This is a genomic window from Bradyrhizobium sp. DOA9, assembly GCF_000617845.2.
GTDB lineage: Bacteria > Pseudomonadota > Alphaproteobacteria > Rhizobiales > Xanthobacteraceae > Bradyrhizobium.
Genome location: NZ_DF820425.1, coordinates 7,093,329 through 7,114,464 on the forward strand (window position 1 = coordinate 7,093,329; position 21,136 = coordinate 7,114,464).

Annotated in this window: 17 protein-coding genes; 9 read left to right on the plus strand and 8 right to left on the minus strand. The window is 61.8% G+C overall.

Annotated features, from left to right (window positions below):
* Positions 1-8 precede the first annotated feature (8 nt).
* Entirely contained in the window at positions 9-1,439 is a 1,431-nt protein-coding gene (locus BDOA9_RS33265; RefSeq protein WP_025038274.1) for an undecaprenyl-phosphate glucose phosphotransferase, read from the minus strand.
* A 617-nt stretch (positions 1,440-2,056) separates the two neighbouring features.
* Here BDOA9_RS33265 and BDOA9_RS33270 point away from each other — a divergent pair.
* Positions 2,057-2,794, plus strand: a complete 738-nt coding sequence (locus BDOA9_RS33270; RefSeq protein WP_025038275.1) for a metallophosphoesterase family protein — start codon at positions 2,057-2,059, stop codon at positions 2,792-2,794.
* 67 nt (positions 2,795-2,861) lie between these two features.
* Here BDOA9_RS33270 and BDOA9_RS33275 read toward each other — a convergent pair whose 3' ends face one another.
* On the minus strand, positions 2,862-3,140 hold the full coding sequence (locus BDOA9_RS33275; protein ID WP_025038276.1) for a hypothetical protein: 279 nt from the start codon (positions 3,138-3,140) through the stop codon (positions 2,862-2,864).
* A gap of 815 nt (positions 3,141-3,955) precedes the next feature.
* Between BDOA9_RS33275 and BDOA9_RS33280 the strand changes: the two genes are divergently transcribed.
* On the plus strand, positions 3,956-4,249 hold the full coding sequence (locus tag BDOA9_RS33280) for a hypothetical protein (protein WP_152033574.1): 294 nt from the start codon (positions 3,956-3,958) through the stop codon (positions 4,247-4,249).
* Here the strand turns inward: BDOA9_RS33280 and fcl are convergent.
* Both fcl and gmd read right to left on the minus strand, forming a co-directional pair.
* Entirely contained in the window at positions 4,239-5,222 is a 984-nt protein-coding gene (gene fcl / locus BDOA9_RS33285) for a GDP-L-fucose synthase (RefSeq protein WP_025038278.1), read from the minus strand. The genes BDOA9_RS33280 and fcl overlap by 11 nt on opposite strands.
* The gene (gene gmd, locus BDOA9_RS33290; protein ID WP_025038279.1) at positions 5,203-6,273 is read right to left on the minus strand and encodes a GDP-mannose 4,6-dehydratase; all 1,071 of its coding nucleotides are present in this window, start codon (positions 6,271-6,273) and stop codon (positions 5,203-5,205) included. The genes fcl and gmd overlap by 20 nt, the downstream gene beginning before the upstream one ends.
* Positions 6,274-6,319: 46 nt before the next feature.
* Here gmd and BDOA9_RS38355 point away from each other — a divergent pair, with 46 nt between their 5' ends.
* From BDOA9_RS38355 to BDOA9_RS33310, 5 genes are all read left to right on the plus strand, one after another.
* Positions 6,320-6,583, plus strand: a complete 264-nt coding sequence (locus BDOA9_RS38355; RefSeq protein ID WP_152033575.1) for a hypothetical protein — start codon at positions 6,320-6,322, stop codon at positions 6,581-6,583.
* 80 nt (positions 6,584-6,663) lie between these two features.
* Positions 6,664-8,361: a TolC family outer membrane protein gene (locus tag BDOA9_RS33295; RefSeq protein ID WP_025038280.1), complete on the plus strand. Its 1,698-nt coding sequence runs from the start codon at positions 6,664-6,666 to the stop codon at positions 8,359-8,361.
* Positions 8,362-8,712: 351 nt separating this feature from the next.
* Positions 8,713-10,863, plus strand: a complete 2,151-nt coding sequence (locus tag BDOA9_RS33300; RefSeq protein WP_152033710.1) for a type I secretion system permease/ATPase — start codon at positions 8,713-8,715, stop codon at positions 10,861-10,863.
* Positions 10,853-12,100 (plus strand): HlyD family type I secretion periplasmic adaptor subunit, encoded by a 1,248-nt coding sequence (locus BDOA9_RS33305; RefSeq protein ID WP_025038282.1) that lies wholly within the window; start codon positions 10,853-10,855, stop codon positions 12,098-12,100. The genes BDOA9_RS33300 and BDOA9_RS33305 overlap by 11 nt, the downstream gene beginning before the upstream one ends.
* Positions 12,101-12,320: 220 nt before the next feature.
* Positions 12,321-13,352 carry a transglutaminase-like cysteine peptidase gene (locus BDOA9_RS33310; protein WP_042336848.1) on the plus strand — a complete coding sequence of 344 codons (1,032 nt, stop codon included), beginning with the start codon at positions 12,321-12,323 and terminating at the stop codon, positions 13,350-13,352.
* Positions 13,353-13,412: 60 nt separating this feature from the next.
* Here BDOA9_RS33310 and BDOA9_RS33315 read toward each other — a convergent pair whose 3' ends face one another.
* Positions 13,413-17,237: a DUF5801 repeats-in-toxin domain-containing protein gene (locus tag BDOA9_RS33315; RefSeq protein WP_025038284.1), complete on the minus strand. Its 3,825-nt coding sequence runs from the start codon at positions 17,235-17,237 to the stop codon at positions 13,413-13,415.
* A 249-nt stretch (positions 17,238-17,486) separates the two neighbouring features.
* Here BDOA9_RS33315 and BDOA9_RS33320 point away from each other — a divergent pair, with 249 nt between their 5' ends.
* A complete protein-coding gene (locus tag BDOA9_RS33320) occupies positions 17,487-17,900 on the plus strand; it encodes a hypothetical protein (protein WP_340162403.1) in 414 nt (137 codons plus the stop codon).
* A gap of 56 nt (positions 17,901-17,956) precedes the next feature.
* On the opposite strand, the gene BDOA9_RS33325 is transcribed toward BDOA9_RS33320, so the two are convergent.
* Positions 17,957-18,358: a hypothetical protein gene (locus BDOA9_RS33325; protein ID WP_025038286.1), complete on the minus strand. Its 402-nt coding sequence runs from the start codon at positions 18,356-18,358 to the stop codon at positions 17,957-17,959.
* A gap of 71 nt (positions 18,359-18,429) precedes the next feature.
* On the minus strand, positions 18,430-18,930 hold the full coding sequence (locus tag BDOA9_RS33330; protein WP_025038287.1) for a hypothetical protein: 501 nt from the start codon (positions 18,928-18,930) through the stop codon (positions 18,430-18,432).
* Between the two features lie 369 nt (positions 18,931-19,299).
* Between BDOA9_RS33330 and BDOA9_RS39600 the strand changes: the two genes are divergently transcribed.
* Complete coding sequence (locus BDOA9_RS39600; protein WP_025038288.1) at positions 19,300-20,487, plus strand: hypothetical protein; 1,188 nt, start codon at positions 19,300-19,302, stop codon at positions 20,485-20,487.
* A 26-nt stretch (positions 20,488-20,513) separates the two neighbouring features.
* Here the strand turns inward: BDOA9_RS39600 and BDOA9_RS37025 are convergent.
* Positions 20,514-21,136 (minus strand): IS630 family transposase (locus tag BDOA9_RS37025; RefSeq protein WP_152033576.1); only part of this gene is annotated, 623 nt, incomplete at its 5' end.

Here is a 21,136-nt window from a genome sequence, read left to right on the forward strand (position 1 = left end):
TCGAGCGCCTAATAGGCTTCCTGAAACATCACCGCCGAAGCCGTGCGGACCATGATCTTCAGGTCGAGCCAGATGCTCCAGTTGCTGACGTACCAGACGTCGTACTCGACCCGCTTTTCCATCAGATCGATCGTCGGCGTTTCGCCCCTGAATCCGTTCACCTGAGCCCAGCCCGTCAGGCCCGGCTTCATGTGATGGCGGTAGACATACTTGCTGATGAGCTCGTCGTAGTAATTGTCGTGGGCGAGCGCGTGCGGGCGCGGTCCCACCAGCGACATGTCTCCACGCAGCACGTTCCAGAGCTGCGGCAGCTCGTCAATGCTGGTCATGCGCAGGAAGCGGCCGATCTTGGTCACCCGAGCGTCCCTCTTGGTCGCCTGAGTCACCGTCTCGCCGTTCTCGGAGACCGTCATGGTCCGAAACTTCCAGATCTCGAACGGCCTGCCGTTGAAGCCGCGGCGCGACTGCCGGAATATGACCGTTCCTGGCGAATCCAGCTTGATCAACACGGCAACGGTCAGCAGCAGCGGCGTCAGCAGCACGAGCGCGAACAGAGCGACGCCGACGTCGAGACAGCGCTTCTGCAGCCGCTCGAGAATGGTGAGCGGCGGCCGCTGGATCTCGACCGCAACGGTTCCGCTGACCGGCAGGAAGGGACGGGTCACCAGGTCGGCGACGGAATCGTCCGGCAGCAGGCGAATGGGCTGCGGGACGGCGCGCAAGTATGGCCCGAGCTTGCGCAACATCGGCAATTCGTTCCAGTCGATCGCGAGCAGATATTCATCGACGTCGGCCGCGCGCGACTGACGGATCACGTCGCGAATCTGCCGCTCCCATTGGCCGTCATCCCGGTCCTCTCCGAGCACGAAATGGCGCGTGACGTCGAAGCCGTTCCTGCGCAAATCCTTGAAGCGGCTCGAGGTAAAGTCGAGCGGTTTCAGGCTGAGCAGGATCACCTTGCGATCGACCAAGCGGCTTCTCGCAAAGCTCGTGCCGAACACGGCCTGCCAGCCGAAGCGCAGGCTGGTCAAGCCGAGCCCACCGATCAGGGCGAAGACGATGACGGTGCCGCGCGACAGATTGTCGGTCGATTTCAGCAGGAAGGCCGCAACGGCGAGGATCGTGAGCGACGTCAGCCAGATAAACGCCGCCATTCGAAGCTGCCAAACCAGATTGAGCAGGCGGTGCGTGGAATAGACGTCCCGGAAATAGGCGATGCCGACGAACGCCACACCGACAAACAATCCGGCGCCCACCGATGCACCCTCGGGCGGCGACGCGACCGCCGCACCATACAGCGACGCCCCCGCCGCGTAACTCAGCAGGATCAACAGAAAGTCAGCAGCGATGACGACGATCTGAAAGGGCCTCTGAAGCGCACTGCCGCGTGCAGATGACAGCGCATGCGCGCTTTCAGAACCGTAAGTTGCAACAGCCATTCGAACCTCTGCGTATCGAGAGAGTGTCTGACGCTCATCGTGATGCTGAAGACCCGTCAATCCCCCGCATGGAAAGTGTTGTTCGATCGCAGCGACATTGTGGCGCTGCACGCGAAAACTTTTGCGACGCACGGATGATGCGTCGAGTTGAAAGACGTCGCGAAATTCGACGCGCTGAAAATGTCGTCACAGTGCTGACATATGAGCGGACGGAGTGCCCTATTTTGAATCAAGTTCCGCATCCAATGCACGCTCGTCGTTGTGCGAGCCGCTCTCCGCTCAACTTTGAGGCGCCGCTTTGCTGCTGCCGAGCGCAACAAGCGGATTACTCGCGAGAATTTCCTTGGAATTTCTATCTGCGGGTGTACGAGAAAATCTGCGACGAGCGATGCAAACTTGCCGCACATTCCGAGCCAGCGATGCAATTCGCGTTGACCAAGTTCGTTCCTGAAGTGCATCAAGAACAAGTCGGCAAAAAAATGCCGTGCCCTTCTTTTGGCGTGATCGGGACAGACAACGAGCCTGCGGCCCCACGGAACTTGCTTTGTTCGCGTTGGATGGACGCTTCCCGGTGCCGGCGACTTGGGGATGTTCCGACCACCCGATCGATGAGCGCCATGAAATCTTTCGCGCGATCCAAGCCGTCGCTTCCCAAACCGCGATTGCCGGACGGCGTCCGCATCTATGCGATCTCGGATATCCACGGCTGCGCCCATTTGCTCCAGCCCATGCTGCGGGTGATCGACGCCGACGTCGCGCGCAGCCGGCCGCGTCATGCCATCGAAGTCTTCATGGGCGATTACATCGATCGCGGTCCGGATACGCGTTCCACCCTCGACATCCTGGTCGAGCGGGGCCGGCGGGGGAATGTGGTCTTCCTCAAGGGCAACCACGAGGCCTTTCTGGTGAGGGTGTTCGAAGATCCTTCACTGTTCGAGGACTGGATTGCTTTCGGCGGGACCCAGACATTGATGTCCTACGGGCTTGCTCCGCCCAATCTCAAGCGCGACGAGCCGGCATCGATCCTGCGCGACTTGATTCGCGCGATGCCGACCGAGCATCTGGAATTCCTGGACAATCTGCGGTTGAGCTTCAGTTGCGGAGACTTCTTTTTCGTCCACGCCGGCGTTCGTCCCGGCGTTCCGCTGGCCGAGCAGACCGAGCGCGACCTGCTCTGGATTCGCGAGGAATTCCTGCGCAGCGAGGAGCAGTTCGGCAAATACATCGTCCATGGTCATACGCCGGTCCGCAGCGCCGAATTGCTGGCCAACCGCGCCAATATCGACACCGGCGCCTATGCAACCGGCAACCTCACCCTGATGAGCATCCAGGGAAGCCGCATGCTTGCGCTGTGATGAGTTTTCAGCCTGTTGCCACCGACGCGCGAGACGGTCTGAAGGATGAAATGGACGTCCGCGATGTCTAGTTGAGCAACGGCGGCTGCTCCGGCCGCGCACGCGTCTGGGCCATCCAGTCACTCCAGGCGCGCTCGTGCTTGACGTAGAGCTCCATCCAACGTTCGCCATGCCTTGCCTGACGGATACGCGCCGCCTCGCCGAGCATGTCGGCGCCGGGGCGGGTGTCCGGCTTGTCCAGCGCCTCGAACTCGATCGTTTCCGAGATCGTCAGACCGACCAGCACGCGCTGTCCGCCACCGTCCACGATATAGCGTCGCGGCGCATCCTTCTTGGGCTCACTCATGTCGTCATGTCCCATGGGTTCCGTGTGAAGCTGGATGCCCAGAGCGAATGGAACGATGCCTAGAAGGCTCGCCGGGCGTGGCCGAACGTCGAGGTCGGAGCGGGCCGCGGCGCCCGGCCGGAGGTGCGGCTGGACGAATTCACAGCTCTCCGTTGGACGCGCCACGCGCCCAGCGCGAATCCCAGAATGAGGCCAGCGCCAAAAATGGAAGCGGAGACAAACGTTGCAGTCATAGGAGCGTCCTGGATCGTGCCTCACCTATCAAGAGTGAGCAGTGTGTCGACATCATGGTTCTCGAGGATTCACCGGCGCTGAAAAAATGTTCAAGGGCCGGTCTCCCTTGAGCGCGCGACAAAATAGATCTTGCCGATCAAGCTGTGCCGCAGATCTCGATACCGGAATAGGACTCGCCAACGCTTCCGTCGGACGAGCGACTGCACTGCCCGACCAACACTCGGGGCTCATTTGCAATTGTCTCCAGAACCATCGCGGAGCAGGCACGGCGCCAAGCGGGATGCCGATCCGACGATCCGGGTCGGGCCTGGGATCCCCGGAGCAACCGTATGACTCCTGTGCCAGAAGCTAAGGGCTCTTCGCTCAGCCGGCCGCGCCTGTTGCCCCCCGTCGGCAGACCCATGGTCAACGGCGCTTGCGGCGCTCCCTGCCTAACGGGTGCGCACAAGTCCTCTGCTTCGTAGAAGCTCGATACAGCTTTCGGCAATGACGCGAATGATTTCGACAAATTTTCAGTCAGACTTAAACCATTGTTAGATCACGGAGATGTAGAACAGGGCGCGGTCCAATGGAGTAACTCTGTGACGTTGCTGGCTCTTGGAGGAATGGTGATCGGGATGATCCTGGGGATCCGATTCCGCTTCATCATCCTTCTTCCCGTCATTCTTGTCGTGGCAGTCGTTGTGGTGACCGTCGCCCTTCTGAGTGGGGACGAAGCCACGCAAGCGGTCATGTGGTTGCTGGCCATTTCGCTTCCCATCCAACTCGGCTACGTCTGCACAGCTCTCGTGCTTCCTTACGCATTCGCGAGCGAGAGCAAGAAGTCGGACGAGCCTCCAGCCGCTCATTCGGCGCGGACTCAGCCTAGTCCTTAGACACGTTCCTCCGCGTTTCCGTCGCCTTGATCTCGGCAACCGACAGGAATGCCTGATAGGCTTGCCGTATCCCGTCTTCGAGCGTCGTCTGCGCGCACCAGCCGAGCCTTGCAAGACGACTGACGTCCAGCAGCTTGCGCGGCATACCGTCGGGACGCGAAGTGTCGAAACTGATCCCGCCGCTGTATCCGACCGTATCGGCAACGACGCGCGCGAAGTCGGCGATCGTGATGTCCTCGCCGGTGCCGATGTTGACCAGTTCGGCGCCGGAATACGTCTTCATCAAGTGCACACAGGCATCCGCCATGTCGTCGACATAGAGGAACTCGCGCCGCGGCGTGCCGGTGCCCCACACCACGACGTTCGTCGCGCCCGAGAGCTTCGCCTCGTGGAAGCGCCGGATCAACGCGGCGACCACGTGACTCATTTCAGGGTGATAATTGTCGCCAGGACCGTAGAGATTGGTCGGCATCACGCTGATGAAATCGCAACCGTATTGCCTGCGATAGGCCTCCACCATCTTGATGCCGGCGATCTTCGCGATCGCATAGGGTTCGTTGGTCGGCTCCAGCGGCCCCGAGAGCACGTAGTCTTCGCGGAGCGGTTGGGGCGCCAGCTTCGGATAGATGCAGGACGAGCCGAGAAACATCAGCTTCTCCGCACCATTTTGATGCGCGGCGTGAATCACGTTCGCGGCGATCGCAAGGTTGTCGTAGATGAACTCGGCCCGCAGCGTATCGTTGGCGACGATGCCGCCGACCTTGGCGGCGGCGAGGAAGATCACCTGTGGCCGCATCTGCGCGAACCAGCCGAACACGGCCGCCTGGTTGCGGAGGTCGACCTCGCGCCTGTCCACTGTGACGAGCCTTACGTCCTCGCGTTGGAGCCGGCGCACGAGCGCACTGCCGACCATGCCGCGATGGCCGGCGACGTAAACACTTTTGCCCTTCAGCTCAAATGGCACGCTTGCCATGGGCTGCATCCCGTTTCGCCTCGGCAAGGTCGCTCGCCATCATCTCCTCGACGAGCTGGGCGAAACTCCGCTTCGGCTTCCAGCCGAGCACCTGACGCGCCTTGCCGGCGTCGCCGATGAGGAGATCGACCTCGGTCGGTCGGAAGTAGGTCGGATCGACCCTGACGACAATCTTGCCGCTCGCCGCGTCGACGCCGGTCTCCTCGACTCCCTCGCCCCGCCATTCGATGCGGCGGCCGACCTGCGCGAACGCCAGCTCGACCATCTCCCGTACCGAGCGCGTCTCGCCGGTGGCGAGCACGAAATCGTCAGGCTTGTCGGCTTGAAGGATCATGTGCATGCCCTCGACATAGTCACGCGCGTGCCCCCAGTCGCGCTTGGCCGAGAGATTGCCGAGATAGAGCGTATCCTCGATACCGACCTCGATGCGCGCGACGCCGCGGGTGATCTTGCGGGTCACGAACGTCTCACCGCGGATCGGGCTCTCATGGTTGAACAGGATGCCGTTGGCAGCGAACATGCCGTAGGCTTCGCGGTAGTTCACCGTGATCCAGTAGCCATAGAGCTTGGCGACGCCGTAGGGCGAGCGCGGATAGAAAGGCGTAGTTTCCTTTTGCGGGATCTCCTGCACCAGGCCGTAGAGCTCGGACGTGGAAGCCTGGTAGAACCGCGTCTCCTTTTCCATGCCGAGAATGCGGATCGCTTCCAGCAGCCGAAGCACGCCGACCGCATCGGCGTTGGCGGTGTATTCCGGGCTCTCGAAGCTGACCGCCACATGGCTTTGGGCGGCGAGATTGTAGATCTCGGTCGGCCGGATCTGCTGCACCAGGCGGATCAGATTGGTTGAATCCGTCATGTCGCCATAGTGCATCAGGAACGGAACCTCGCCGACATGGGGGTCCTGATACAGATGATCGACGCGCGCCGTGTTGAACGACGACGAGCGCCGCTTGATGCCGTGCACGATATAGCCGAGCGAAAGCAGATACTCGGCCAGATAGGCACCATCCTGGCCGGTAACACCCGTGATGAGAGCGATCTGCTTGGTCATATCAAAATAGCTGCTCTCCTGAGCACGTCATCCGAGATGCGCGCTCATGCAGATCGCACTTCAAGAAGTTCCTGATATCTCTCGACCATGGCGATGGCTGGAGGTCAACCCTGCCGATCCGATCCGTCTTGATGCCCTCGAAGCGGCCGACGATTTTGCTCCCCGCCGCTCCAGCCATGAAAGCTGGAGCGGTATTTCGCCGATCCTTGCGGTTCGGCCGAACCGCCCATTTATTTATGGTATCAAATTACCTCATTCCTCGGAAGCCGTATGGCTTTTTGCCGGCACGTTTCCGGCAACCTGTGACTGAAATGTCATATGTGAATCCAAGAGGACTTGTTAGCTTCAGGCATTATACGGGAACTTCTGGCAATTTGGGTTGGGGATACTATGAAGCCGGTACATTTGGCCCTCGCAGGTCTGTTCTTGACCGCAAGCCCCGTCCTGGCGGAGCAATTTTCGATCAATGATGCCTTGCGGCAGGCGATGCAGACGAACCCGGGCGTGGGAGAAGCGTCGGCGAACCGTCGTGCAACGGAGAGTGAGCTCCGGCAGACGCAAAGCACCCTGCTCCCTCAGGTGCGCATCGACGCCAGCTATGGACCGGAGAAGTTCGACCAGTCGCCAGGTTTCGTAGCTCCGAACCTGGCCGTTCCAACGACGGGCTCCGGGCCGTGGCGAAATGGCAGCCAAGAATCGGTCGTCGTCCGCCAGCTCCTCTTTGATGGATTCACCTCGATTCACGAAGTGTGGCGCCAGACGGCTCGCGTCAATGCCGCCGCCGCCCGTGTCAAGGAACGAACCGAACTCATCGCGCTCGATGCCGCCGAGGCCTATGTCGACGTCGTACGCTACATGCGCCTGGTGAGTCTGGGTGAGCAGAACGTTGCAAACCACGACAAGATCTTCGCGAATGTGAACTCCCGCTTTTCCGGCGGTCGCGCCGGCGAAGGTGATCTCGAACAATCCAGGGAGCGCGTCGAAAACGCCCGTGCCGCGCTGGCGGAATTCCGCCGCAGCCTGGAAGATGCGCGCGCGAAGTACCGCAAGGTCGTGGGCCTCGAGCCCTACAATTTGCGTTTCCCTGGGCCTCTGCGCGGAATGCCGGGAAGCCGCGACGAGTCGCTCGCCGCTGCATTGCGCTTCAATTCGACGATTACCGCGGCCCAGTCCGATGTCGATGCCGCCAAGCATGCATTCAAGGGCACGGACGGTCTTTTCGCCCCCAAATTCTATCTGGAAGGAAGGGCAACCCACTACGACAATTCGTTTCCGTACGTCAGCAATCCGGGGACGCCCTCCGTCACGCATGAGGATTACAGCGGCAAGGTGGTGATGTCTTGGGACATCTTCCGCGGTGGCCAGGATGCATGGAATCGAACCGAGAAGGCAGAACGCTTCACCGAGGCGACTATGCGGCATGCCCGGCTGCAGCGCGACGCCTATGAATCGATCGACAAGGCGTGGAACGCCCGCACCGTGACGCAGACGCGCATTACCGCTCTGACCAACCAGCTGCAGGCGGACAGGAAGACCATTGCGGCCTTCCAGAAGGAATATGAACTGGGTCAGCGCTCCCTGATCGACCTCCTGAATGCGCAGAACCAGTTCTTCAACGCCTCGGTGTCGCTGACGTCGGCACGGGCGGTGGTCGTTTTCGCCGATTATCAATTGCTGGCGGCCATGGGAACGCTCATTGAGTATCTCAAGGCGCCTCCCCCGGTTGACGCTGCGCCCACTGATTTGAATCTGTTTGGCACGCCGAACTACAGCGCACCGAACTTCCGTTGGACGCTTCCCCAGACTGGATCCGAACCCCTTCATGTCCCGGTCCAGCCCCCTGCAGCAGCCCCTGTCCGCCTGTCTGCGGCAGCCCAGGCTCCCGTGTCCCAGGCTTTCAGTGACCGCTGGTCGGGCGATGCCACCAAGACGGCATCGGCGGCCAGGGTTCCCGGCGCATCGGAGTGGTTGGCGCAACGAGAGCGAAAAGGCGGCCCGATCGTGCTGGAAAGCGACCAGCGCTCCGCATACGCGGAGGCGGCGAAGCCCCACTGGCTGCTCACCGCATTTTCGCCTCGGCCGAAATAGCGCCCCAGAGCGATCGAGTCGGAAAGCCGCCCTTGGGCGGCTTTTTCATTTGCCAGCTGGTCCCGATGGCCACCGTTATCTCACGGGTATCATTCAAGGCCCGCCGCCATTAATCGTTAATCTTCCAAGTCAAAATGCGCGAATGAATTGCTCGGCAAATTGTCGTACTATCGCTGTGTTTTGCTAGGGCGTATTCCGCCGCTTTATTTAAGGCATATCAGCTTGTTCGATCAGACAGAGAAGCCGATTTCCAAGCACGCGCGCCCTGCTCACGCGCCCGAAGGACCAGCCTCGTCAGATCACTCGGTCGGTTCTCAGGCACGAAATAGCGATCCACTTTCGGACTCGCTGATGTTCCTGGCGGCGCACCATGGCCGGGCGGTTACCCGCGATGCGCTGCTCGGCGGACTGCCGATCGTGGACGGCCGCCTGACGGTCTCGCTGTTCGAGCGTGCCGCGCGCCGCGCCGGCTTGGAAAGCGAAGCCGTGCAGCGCGACGTGCTTGATATCCCGCCGCTCGTGCTTCCAGCCGTCCTCATCATGAAGAACGGCACGGCGCTGATATTGCTGAGCCTCGACGAAGCCAATCAACGCATGAGGGTGCTCGACCCTGCCGATCGCCCCTATGCCCCCAAACTCGTTTCCCTCAATGAGATTGCCGCCGGGTATACCGGCTACGCCTTTCTCGTTCGGGCTGCCGCCGAGTCGGACCCTCGGGCCATTGCGGCAGGTGACCTGCCCCGGCATCACTGGTTCTGGTCGGTCGTAAGGGCTCATTGGCGCAATTATGGCCACATCGCTCTGTCGGCGCTGCTGATCAACATCTTGGCGCTGGCCATGCCGCTCTTCACGATGAGCGTCTATGACCGGGTCATTCCGAACGGGGCAATCCCCTCGCTCGTCGCACTTTCCATCGGCATGGGCTTGGCAATCCTCTTCGACCTGATCCTGCGAATGGTCAGGAGCAAGATGATCGATGTGACCGGCAAGACCATCGACGTCGTCCTTGCCGCCAACATCTTCGAGCATGTCATGGCCGTGAAGATGTCGCAGCGCCCATCTTCGGTCGGCATCATTGCCAATCAGCTTCGCGATTTCGACTCGGTTCGCGAATTCTTCACGTCGGGAAGCGTGGTTTCAGCCACCGACTTGCTGTTTGCGGTGCTCTTCATCGGCGTGCTGTTCGTGGTCGCCGGCCCGCTGGCCTGGGTGCCGCTGCTCATGTTGCCCGTGATGATCGGAATCGGCATTGGACTGCAGCGCCCGCTCAACCGCGCGATGAAGCGGTTGCAGGCGGAATCGGCGGCACGACACGGTGTGCTCGTCGAGTCCCTTGCGGGCCTGGAGACCGTCCGCGCAACAGGCGGCGAGGCCCGCATGCAAACCGCCTGGGAGCGTTCGGTGGCCGCGACGGCCCGGTCCGGTGAAGCTGTGCACTTCTGGTCGTCGCTGGCGCTGACCGCCGCCAATTCAATCCAGATGCTGACCAGCCTGCTGCTGATCGTGATTGGCGTCTTTCTGATCATGAACGGCAGCCTGACGGTTGGCGCGCTGGTCGCGGCAAACATGCTCGCTGGCCGGGTCCTTTCGCCGATTGCGGGCATCGCATCGGTGATTACGCGTGGCACGCAGACGTTCGCGGCGCTCAAATCGATCGACCGAATCATGACACTCGAACGAGAGCGCTCTCCGGAACGGGCCTATGTCACCCGAAGGATAGAAAACGGCACCGTCGACTTCGAGAATGTCTCGTTCACTTATCCCAATGCTCCCGGCAAGGCGCTCGACAAGGTCACCTTTAGAATCGGTCGCGGCGAACGGGTTGGGATCATCGGCCGGGTTGGCTCAGGCAAGACCACCGTCGGGCGCCTGCTGCTCAACTTCTACGAGGCCCAGGAAGGCCGCATTCTGGTCGACGGTGTCGATTCCCGCCAATACGACCCGGCCGATCTGCGCTCCGGGATCGGTTTTGCCATGCAAGATACCGACCTGTTCTTTGGCAAGCTGCGCGACAACATCACTCTGGGATTTCCGGCCGCGACAGATGAGGAAGTGCTGGCCGCAGCACGCCTTGCCGGGGTGGAAAGCTTCATCGCCGGACACCCGATGGGTTACGACATGCCGATCTCCGAAGGTGGTCGCAGCCTGTCAGGCGGGCAGAAGCAAGCCATTGGACTGGCACGCGTGCTGATCCGCAAGCCCAGGATCCTTTTTCTGGACGAGCCCACCGCGCATTTCGACGTACGAAGCGAAAGCGAGTTTCTCGAGCGACTGAAGGCGCTCGAAGAGGGGATGACCATCATCATTTCGACGCACCGTCTGTCGCTGCTCGGAATGGTTGATCGCCTGTTGTTGTTCGACAACGGCCGCTTGGTCGCAGACGGACCGCGCGACAAAGTGTTGAGCCTGCTGCAGGGCAGGCCGCCCGCGGCCGAGCCGGTGGCCGCAGCGCCGAAACCCGTGCAAACCACCCCAGTTGTGCAGAGAACCAATGTCAACTGATTTTGCCTACGCCAATGATATCCGCGCGGCGGTCCGGTTGAAGACGCCCAAGACGTCGCGGATGCTGCTGTGGGCTTTTCTCGGTCTATTCCTCACGTTCATCGTGTGGGCGCATTTTGCGGTGCTTGAAGAGGTCAAGCGGGGCAACGGCAAAGTGGTTCCGTCGCGACAAATCCAGGTGGTGCAGTCGCTCGAAGGCGGGATCGTCGGCGAACTTCTCGTCCAGGAAGGCGCAGTGGTGCAGCAGGGCCAATCCCTGATGCGAATCGACGACACCAAGTTTGCGTCGGAGTTCGGCGAGATACGGGAGCGTCGGGCCGCCGTGGCTGCCCGCGTGGCGCGTCTGGATGCCGAAGCCAGGGGACGCACGGAGCTTGTTTTTCCCGATCAGATCGAGGAAGTCGCACCGGCGTCGGCCGCCACCGAGAGGAGCGTGTTCAAGACACGCGCGCAAAAGGTCGCCCAAGACATTGACGTTCTCAACCAGCAAATTGGCCGGTTGACCCAGACGACGGCGCTGCTTGATCGCGAGTTGACGTTGACGCGCAGGCTCTATGACCAGAAGGTCGTCCCCGAGATCGAAATGCTTCGGCTGGAGCGTCAATCGGCTGAGGCCAAGGGCCAGATCGCCGAAGCGAGGTCGAAGATCGCGAACATCGGATCGACCTTTCGGGCTCAGGCGGACGAGGACCTCGCCAAATCGAGGACCGATCTCGCCGTCCTCGACGAAAACATCAAATCTGCTCAGGACCGAGTGCGCAGAACCGATCTGCGCTCCCCGGTTCGCGGCATCGTCAACAAGCTGAACGTCACGACGATCGGCGCGGTGGTTCAACCCGGCGCGAACCTCATGGACATCGTTCCGCTCGACGACACCTTGCTCGTCGAAGGCAAGATAAGACCGCAGGATATCGCCTTCATCCGGCCGGGCCAGGATGCCGTCGTCAAGATCTCCGCCTACGATTCCTCGGTCTACGGCCATCTGGATGGCAAGGTCGAGCGGATCAGCGCGGACACCATCCTCGACGACAAGGGCGAGGCGGCTCAGCGCCCCGAGACCTACTATCGCGTCATGGTGCGCACGGCCACCAATCACCTCGGCACGGAGCAGAATCCGCTCCCCATCATTCCCGGCATGATCACGACGGTGGAAATTCTGACGGGCAAGAAGAGCGTGCTGGACTACATCCTGAAGCCGGCCCGTACCCTGCGGGACGAGGCCCTGCGCGAGCACTGACTGGCGACGCCCGTGCTTAATCAATCGTTAATTCGCAGCTTCGGGATTTAGCTTCCCCCGATAGGCGCTGTTTAGCGCGCCAGCTCATTGTCCGCGCCTCTGCCTCCAGCTTAACCCCCCTTAAGCGCCCGACCGCGCATGCTCCGTCCCACAACAGGTCGGGATGAAGGACCAAGCGCGCAAAGACGCTGGCTGACGTCCCGGAACACGGGGATGGTCAATGAAGTCGCGTCATGGACGGCGGCAGCGCGCGGTCGCGTTTGCGGCAAGCATGCTGATTTCCCTCAATGGCGTCGCGGCCCAGACCGCGTCCGCCGCAGAGGTCGGGACCCGGCACGAATCCGCGGCCGAAGTCAGCCTGCCCGCCCCCGAGGCCATGCAGGCTCCGGCGACATTCTTCACCATCAACACAGTCCTTGCGAAGCTCGATCGCGAGCGCGGCCGGGGACCCAATGCACTTCGCCTGGCGACCCTGACGCCCCCCGCGACGACGCTCACCGACGCAGCGACGGACGGCACACCTCCCGCCGACGGACCGTCCGTCGGCAACGAGCCGTTCGGGCTCTCCACGTTCCGCGCACCGGAAAGCCTGCTGTGGCGCAAATGGCGCGGCGTGGAAGCGGACCTTGCCCAGGAGAAGATCGTGCTCGAGCGCTGCCGCTCGGACGCCGTCTCCTGCCCACCCCATGCAGCGCAGTTTCTTCGGCTCATCGCCGCCACCAAGGCCAAATCCGGACGCGCGCAGCTGGAGGAGGTCAATCTCGGCGTCAACACCGCGATCCGCTACGTGAACGACGTCGTTCAGTTCAGGGAGCTCGACCGCTGGAGCACGCCGCTTTCGTCCTTGGCGAGCGCGAAAGGCGATTGCGAGGATTATGCGATCGCCAAATATGCCGCACTGCGTGAAGCCGGTTTCCCCGAAGCCGACATGCGCCTGCTCCTCGTCCGCGACCGCACGGTCCGGCAGGACCATGCGGTGCTGGCAGCGCGTCTCGACGGCCGCTGGCTGATCCTGGACAATCGCTGGTCGAACCTGCGGGAAGACAATGGCGAGCTGAATTTTACGCCATTGTTCGCCATCAATCATGACGGGGTGCAGCTGTTCGCGAGGCCCTATGCGAAGGCGCAGCCGAGCGGGGCGGAAGTAGTGCCCACGCCTGCGACGACAACGACGGAATCGCAATGGCTGGGCGGCGAGTCCATGAAGGTGGGTGGCGCGGGAGCGTTCGGGCCCCTGCCATTGTTGCTTTGAGCCCATAACAAAACCGCCGGCGAGACACTCGCCGGCGGTTTGTGGTTCGTACAGGTCGCGCTAGGCGACGTGGATCGCAGTCGGTGCGGGCACACCCGTGCTCATCTGCGCAAGATCGACGGCAGCCGCCGCCGTTCCGTTCGCGGAGTACCAGAGCTCGTTATGCTGGGTGTTGAACAGGAACTGGTTCGTGCTCCCATTCCAGGCCGCCGCCTGCGTTGCATCCGTCACCTGGGTGAACGTGACACCCTGCGCATTGGCGATGCTGAGGTTGAGGTTGGCGACGTCGACCACGATGCTGTCGCCGGCGTTGAAGTCCAGGATCGTGTCATGGCCTCCACCCGAGGCCTGCAGAACGAAGATATCGTTGCCGCCATTGCCGCTCATGGTGTCATTACCAGTCGTACCTTGGATGACATCGGCCGACGCGGTTCCAACAAATGTGGTGCTTCCTTCGACAGTAACGTTGAGCGTCTGCGTCGACGTCGTATCTCCATCTCCATCCACGTTCGTGACGTTGAACTGGAGATTGGCGTCCTGGGTGGTAGTGGTTGTGGTGATGAATCCAGCCGTGGTGATCTTGAACACGTCCGTGTCGGTCGTGACGGCTCCGAACGATTCGGTCGTCGTACTTCCACCTCCGGCGCCGGTTGCGGGATTTAGGTCGATCCCGGTGCCACTGATACCCTCGGTGGAAGTCAGAACCTGAGCACCGATGATCTGATAGTGCTCGTTCGCAGCATTGTAGTCGTTGCTCTCGATAATGACTGCGCCTTGCTTGTTGCCCAATGAGATACCGTACGCTGTAAGGGCCGCGTTCCCGGTCTTGTAGATGTCCGTATTGTCCACGACGATGGCTCTCGTCGTGAACGTATCGTCCGCGGTACCAAACACTCCGTCGACGCCAGCGGCTCGAAGCTTCAGGTTGATGACCAAATCTTCCGAGTTGCCAACGTTGTCGAAAATCAGGAAAATTCCATCCGCGCCAGCTGCCTGCGCATTGGTGGGTATGAAACCTTTAGTATCCGTCGTCGAGAAGTTGATGTTCAGAACCTCGCCGGACTGCAACGTGTTGCTCGACACACCGAGCGCAGTACTCGAGACCGTTACGTCCGTGCTCGCCGCAAAGAAAAGCTCTCCATTGGCGTAAGTCGTGTCGCCGGGGTTAGTCGTGCCGGCCGACAAGCTGACGGCACCGCCTCCATTTGTTTCGTGGTAGCCCGAGAACTGAACGAAGAAATTTGTATCGAGTTGGGCGACCGAGAAGGCCGCAGGACCACTGTTGTCCTGCGTATTGCTATTGGCGTTGTAACCCTGGAACGTCACGCCCTGCTGACTGGTGGTCACGATCGTAATGCTCTCGATCGGCGAATCCAGCACGACCGTGTAGGTCCCAGCTACCTTATCGAAGGTCAACGTTCCCGTTTCGTGTATGGTCGCCCCACCCGACAGGTAGTCAAAAGCAACCGTGAAAACGGCACTTGATGCGGTTTCAGACGACCACGTCACAGTACTGTTGGTAATCGCATTCGCAGCGACACTGCCGGAGAGTGTGATCGGTCCAAAGTCCGAGTGGGTCAAATCGTAGGCTGTATAGTTGTCGGCACCAATGTTGTACTGATAGATTCCAGTTCCGACACCTGTCGAGTTGGCGAAAATAAGATTCGTCGATGAAATGAATTTCGGGCCGTCATCGAGGAGACGCACCGCGCTTCCGATCGCGGTCGATGACGTCGCCACGTCGCCGTCGCCGTCCGTCACCGTCACGACCGCATTGATCGTGCTGCCGAGGTTCAGCGCCTCGCTGATGTCGGCCGGCGTATCCGGCGAGTTGTGGTGCAGCGACACATATTGCACGACGCTCAGCACGCCCGTGCTCGCATCGATCGCAACCGCAAACGCCGCATTGTCCGCAGCCGTGATCGTCCCGGACCCGTTCGAGTCGTAGCGGCCGACCACGATCCCGTTCTCCAGGAACAGCTGGATCGCATGACCGTCCGTCGTCGTCAGCCCGGAGTTCGCATTGGCGATCGCCAGCGAGAACAGCGTCGTCGCGCCCTCCTGGTCCGCACCAACCGCAGAGCCGGCCGAGCTCACCACCGCACCGACGCTCTGCGCATACTGCGCCGCCGGCAGGTCCGTCCCGGGGTTCGCGACGCCCGCGAACACCAGCGGGCCGGCAACCTCGTTGCCCTGCACGCCCGCAGACTCGTCCACCGTCACGGTCACTTCCGTCACCGCGATCGCCGCAAACGGGCCGTCGTCGAGGAGACGCACCGCGCTTCCGATCGCGGTCGATGACGTCGCCACGTCGCCGTCGCCGTCCGTCACCGTCACGACCGCATTGATCGTGCTGCCGAGGTTCAGCGCCTCGCTGATGTCGGCCGGCGTATCCGGCGAGTTGTGGTGCAGCGACACATATTGCACGACGCTCAGCACGCCCGTGCTCGCATCGATCGCAACCGCAAACGCCGCATTGTCCGCAGCCGTGATCGTCCCGGACCCGTTCGAGTCGTAGCGGCCGACCACGATCCCGTTCTCCAGGAACAGCTGGATCGCATGACCGTCCGTCGTCGTCAGCCCGGAGTTCGCATTGGCGATCGCCAGCGAGAACAGCGTCGTCGCGCCCTCCTGGTCCGCACCAACCGCAGAGCCGGCCGAGCTCACCACCGCACCGACGCTCTGCGCATACTGCGCCGCCGGCAGGTCCGTCCCGGGGTTCGCGACGCCCGCAAACACCAGCGGGCCGGCAACCTCGTTGCCCTGCACGCCCGCAGACTCGTCCACCGTCACGGTCACTTCCGTCGCCGCGATCGCCGCAACCGGGCCGTCGTCCAAAATTGTCAGATGCGGACCGACATCTACGCTCGCGCTCGAGCTCTGGTTGCTGTTGTCAGTCACCGTTACCGTGAGGGTCACCAACCCGGCCGGCAGCGAAATCCCTTCGTTGGAATCGCCCGGCGTCAGCTCGTGCACAGCGCGCAATTCCGTCAGTGTCACATTGCCCGCTGCATCCACGGAGACCGTGAACACCAGGGCGCCGCCACCGGCAGTGCGACCTTCCACGACACCGCCGGCGCCGACCGACAGCAGAACGTGCTGACCCGTTGCCGAGTCGATGAGACCGGAATCCACGCCCGGTGAGCTCACCGACAGCGCGAAGGTCAACGACTGAACGCCACCCGGTACGTTGAGCGTCACGGGCAACAGTCCGCTCACCGTGGTGCTTGCAAGGCTCGGCGTGGTGCCATCGACGCCATTGGTCGCGGCGGTCAGGAAGCTCTCGTCGACAATCAGGCCAGGCAGCGTGCCAAGCGCAATCGTGGGCGCTGGAGGCACCGGCGTCTGCGGCACGAAACCGGTCGGCACCTGGATCTGGAATCCGGGCAGCTCTTCCTGAGGCGCCAGGTTGTTGCTGGGAATGGGAGGAAGGGGATCGATCGAGAAGGGGCTGAAATTCGCACCGCTGCCCTGCGCATTGTTCTGGCCGAGCGTATCACCTGCGGCCGGCAAAACGGACGAAGCGGCAGTGGGATCGTTGATGATCGGAAACGCGCTGGCGAACTCGGCGACGGTGAGCACGCGGCCGGGCGCAACCTCGATCGTCAGATTGCCAAGCTGATCATGCCGGGAATCGAAGAACGGCTCGACGGTGACGGTCGAACGGTTGTCGAAAAGAATGATCAGCTTTTCGCCGATGTGAACGAGCGTGATCTTCTCGTTGGCAATGGCCGAGAAATCGACCTGCACCTTCTGGTCGTAGCCAAGGTTCAGCACCACCGCCTGGTCTGCGAACGGCTTGGTGAGCTTGAAGATGCGGGGTGGCGAAGCCTTGCTTGAAGCCCCCGCGCCGCCAGCCTGGGCAACCCGAAACTGCTCGTTCATGGAAATTACTCCGCCAAAGAACGTGAAAGTAAAAAAGCAGGCAAATTTGCCGCAAAGTCTAACTTTAGGCTATTGTTAACCTTGGGGAGGGTCAAGAAAACTCTTTGGTTAATCAATACTTTCGATCAGGATGTGGTAAAGAGGGCAACACGGCCGTGACGTGCTGCGAAATGGTCGGATTTTTCCCGATTTGGCACGTCGCCCCAATCCGGCAGACGGCGGATGGAGCACAGGATGAGACGTTTGTTGGTGGCCGCCCTGCTCGCGGGCCCGATCGGCACGCAGGCCGCTGCGGCTCAAGACCGGGACGCACCGCCCCAGACCGTCGAACGGACATTCAAGGCGGTGCCGAACAAGGACACGCAGATCGGGCTGTACATCAACGTCAAACCCGATTGCACCTCCGGCCCCTTGCCGACAATCCGCCTGGCGACCCCTCCGGCCTCCGGGAAGGTCGTCGTCAAGACAGGCAAGGTCAAGGCGACCAACTACAAGGCGTGCCTGGCGCTCGAGGTGCCCGCCTACGTCGCATTCTACAAATCGCCGCCGGATTTCGTGGGCAGCGATGCTCTGACCATCGAGATCAAATACTCGGAAGGCCGGACCGAAATTCAGAAGATCACGGTGAACGTGGCTGGGCCAGGCAGCCAGCAGAAGATCTGACCCGTCGCTCTTCGGACTGATCCGATCGGGACCGAACTCCGGCGCTTCGGCCGACCTCAGTTCACCCGCGTCACTTCACACTCGCTTCGGGAGTTCAGCCCGACCATGCCGATGTTGACGTTCCTGAATTGCTGGCTCGTCTGCGCGGAAATCGGCTCGTTCGCCCACACCAGAACGGTCGTCCGGCGCTCCCTGTCGTTCTCTATCCAGCATGTCAGCTCGACCGAATCGATGTTGCTATCGGTGCCGTTGAACAGGACGAAGCTGGCGATCCCGTAACCGTCGGAACGCCTGATCGCCTGCAATGCCTCGACTTTGACCTGATCCGGCTGGCTGGATTGCTGGCCTGTCAGCGGCGGACCTTGCGCTGCGGCCATGCCGGTCAGCGCATACAGACTCGCCGAGCATGCAATGCCAATCAGGAACCGCAAAGCCGCCTCGTACACCAGACGCATCATCTTTCCGCGTCTTTCTGGAAGGCGCAAGGCCCGACAGGCAGGGCTGGCTCTGCGCTTCGGGCTTGCGATATTCAGTGCGCAAGCGTCTTGGCTGCCGGTCCCTGTTCCGCGCCCCCGTCGCAATCGCCGATCCGGTGCGCCACGACCAACTCGACCCTCGGCATCTGGCCTTCATTCACCTCGTTCTTCTCGGTGTAGGCCTCGTCGCTGTGCACCGTGATTACGGTACTGACGGGCCCCATGTAGTCGCACCGATTTGCAAAGGTGTACTGGTTGTCCCGCCGTTCGGGTCTGGCGGATACACACCTCCCAACCGAGGGAGAAGAGAACGTCGCCTTCATCGACAATGTCGGATCGACGCAAGCGGTCATTTCCCGCTCGAGGAGCCTCTGCCTGGTCTTGCGATGAGCGACCATGTCCAACGTTCGCACGAAGTGCCAAAGGCCCTTCCGGAAGGTCGGTCCTTCAAATCCCTCAGCCTTGGCTTGATCGCCGAACGGGAGAACGAGGAGCGCCAGAAAGAAACCGCGAAGCAAATAGGTCGTCAGGATTGAGCACCGGCCAGTCGTCATTCTTCATACCCGCTTGTCTGCCCACGCGGCGCCATGGCTGCCTATCGTCGAAATCGACCAACCAAGTTTCGGGAATTGTTGCTAAGTAAGGGTTAAGGCGGCGCCCGCCTTCCGAACCCGAACGTCAACCGCACGCCCGATCAGCCGTCGTCGAATCGCCTTGTGCCACCCCGCAAACCCCAAGCGGCAAGTTGTCACGGCGACTCGCGGCCGGTCAACCGCACGCGGATACGGAAGAGTACGGGAGGGGCGGGCCAAACCGGGAAAAACAGGAAGATGGCCCACTATTTTGCAAGCTGAGGCTTTTCAGTAACAGCGCCGGCGGATTGAGCATATTGCTGACGGCATACTGTCGGGTGAATATCGTCCATGATTCCGGCTGACAGCGTGATCGACATGCAGGCCAGCAAATCGGCCATCCTTGCGCTCCTCGCGATCCGTTCGGATGGGCGGATCGCCTTGACCGGCCTCGACGACCAGCTCCGGGCCAGCGCTGCGGCTTACGGACGTGAAGACCCGGTCGTGGACAAGCTCCTCGAGGGCATCGATCTGATCGAAGCGGGCCTCGTCGTATCCGACGGCGAAGAGCTGCAGATCACCGATGCGGGTCGTGAGGTCGCTGAGGTCATCAGGCAGTATCGCGCTCACCCTGCCCTCACCTCCGAGCCGCCTCGCACCGAGGCATTGGGGCTCATCGACCGGCTTGTCGGGCCGGACGTGAGATCGAGGATTTTCGATCTCGAGATGCGGGGTGCGGACGAAAGTTCAGCCGAACGATCCGGCGAAGAAGGCAAGGAGCGGCCGCTCCCGACTCCGTCGCCCGTCACGGCGCAACGATCCTTGCCAGACGCCGCTCGATCTCCGGATGGCCAGGCGAGGTCATCCACTCCCGCGCCGATCGAGCTGCCGCCCCAGGGTCGAACGGCTCCGCGAGAGCGCACATCGCGAGATCCTGCCGGCCCCACGGTACGCGGCACGCTTCGTCGCCTGGGCCTGTTGTGGCGCCGGCACCTGGAGCAGGATCTGCCGCAAGCACGACCGACCGGCCGGAATGCGGGCCTCAACGGCGGACTCGTTGCGCTGGTCAGCTTGCTGGCGCTCATCATCTGCGCCGGAGCGGTCATCGCGCTGGCGCAGATCAGATCGCTGAAGACGGAAGTGTCCTCGCTGCAGCGCGAGCTGTCACCGCTGAAGGAGCGGCTCGCCCGCATGGATCAGGCCGAGAAGGCCAGAGAGGCCAAGGACGCAAAGGATGCAAAGGCGCGCGAGGACGCCGACCGACGGACGGCAGCCGTTCCTCAGCAGGCGCCGCTCAGCCTGTCCCGCGAGGAGGTTCAGCTCATTCGCGAATACATCAAGCCGGCCCCGGCCGGCGGTCCTGCCACGGCGTTGCCGAGCGTGGGGGATCCCGTCGCATGGCCGACCATCCCGTTCCCATCCCCCGTCACGGAGAAGGTGCCCAAACTGCTGGGCGCGCGATTCACGATTCGCAACGGCGCCATCCTCGTCGTGAGGCGTGACAGTCGTCAGGTCGACGCCATCCTGGGACCGAACTGAAAGCCGCCCCCTAAAGCGTGATGGCATTAAGTTCGATAGCCTGAGTTTTTGAGGTAGTTGGCGCATTCCTCTGAGGTGAAGGCATCGAGTGCGTGGCCGATTGCGGTGCAGACGGCCTCGACGGTTCGCGCGGCAGCTTTGCGGAGCAGGTGCTTGAGCTTTGCAAAGACCTGTTCGATCGGGTTCAGGTCGGGCGAGTATTTTGGCAGGAAAAAGAGCTTGGCGCCGACCGAACGGATAAGCTGACGAACTGCCTTGCTCCTGTGGCTGCCGAGGTTATCCAAGACGACGATATCGCCGGGTCGAAGGACGGGCAAAAGAACCTTCTCGACATAGGCGCGAAAGCTCGCGCCATCGATCGGCCCCTCGATGAACCATGGCGCATCGATCCGGTCATGGCGCAGGGCCGCCAGGAAGGTCATGGTTTTCCAGCGGCCGTGGGGAACCCTGGCGTGAAGTCTGTGCCCGCGCGGTGCCCATCCGCGCAGCGGAGCCATATCGGTCCTGGTCCAGGTCTCGTCGATGAAGACCAGCCGCTCAGCTTCGACCTGACCTTGATACTTTGCCCACTGAGCTCGCCGCCGCGCCACGTCGGGTCGATCGCGTTCGCCAGCCGCCACGCTTTTTTTTGAAGCTGAGCTTCTCGGCA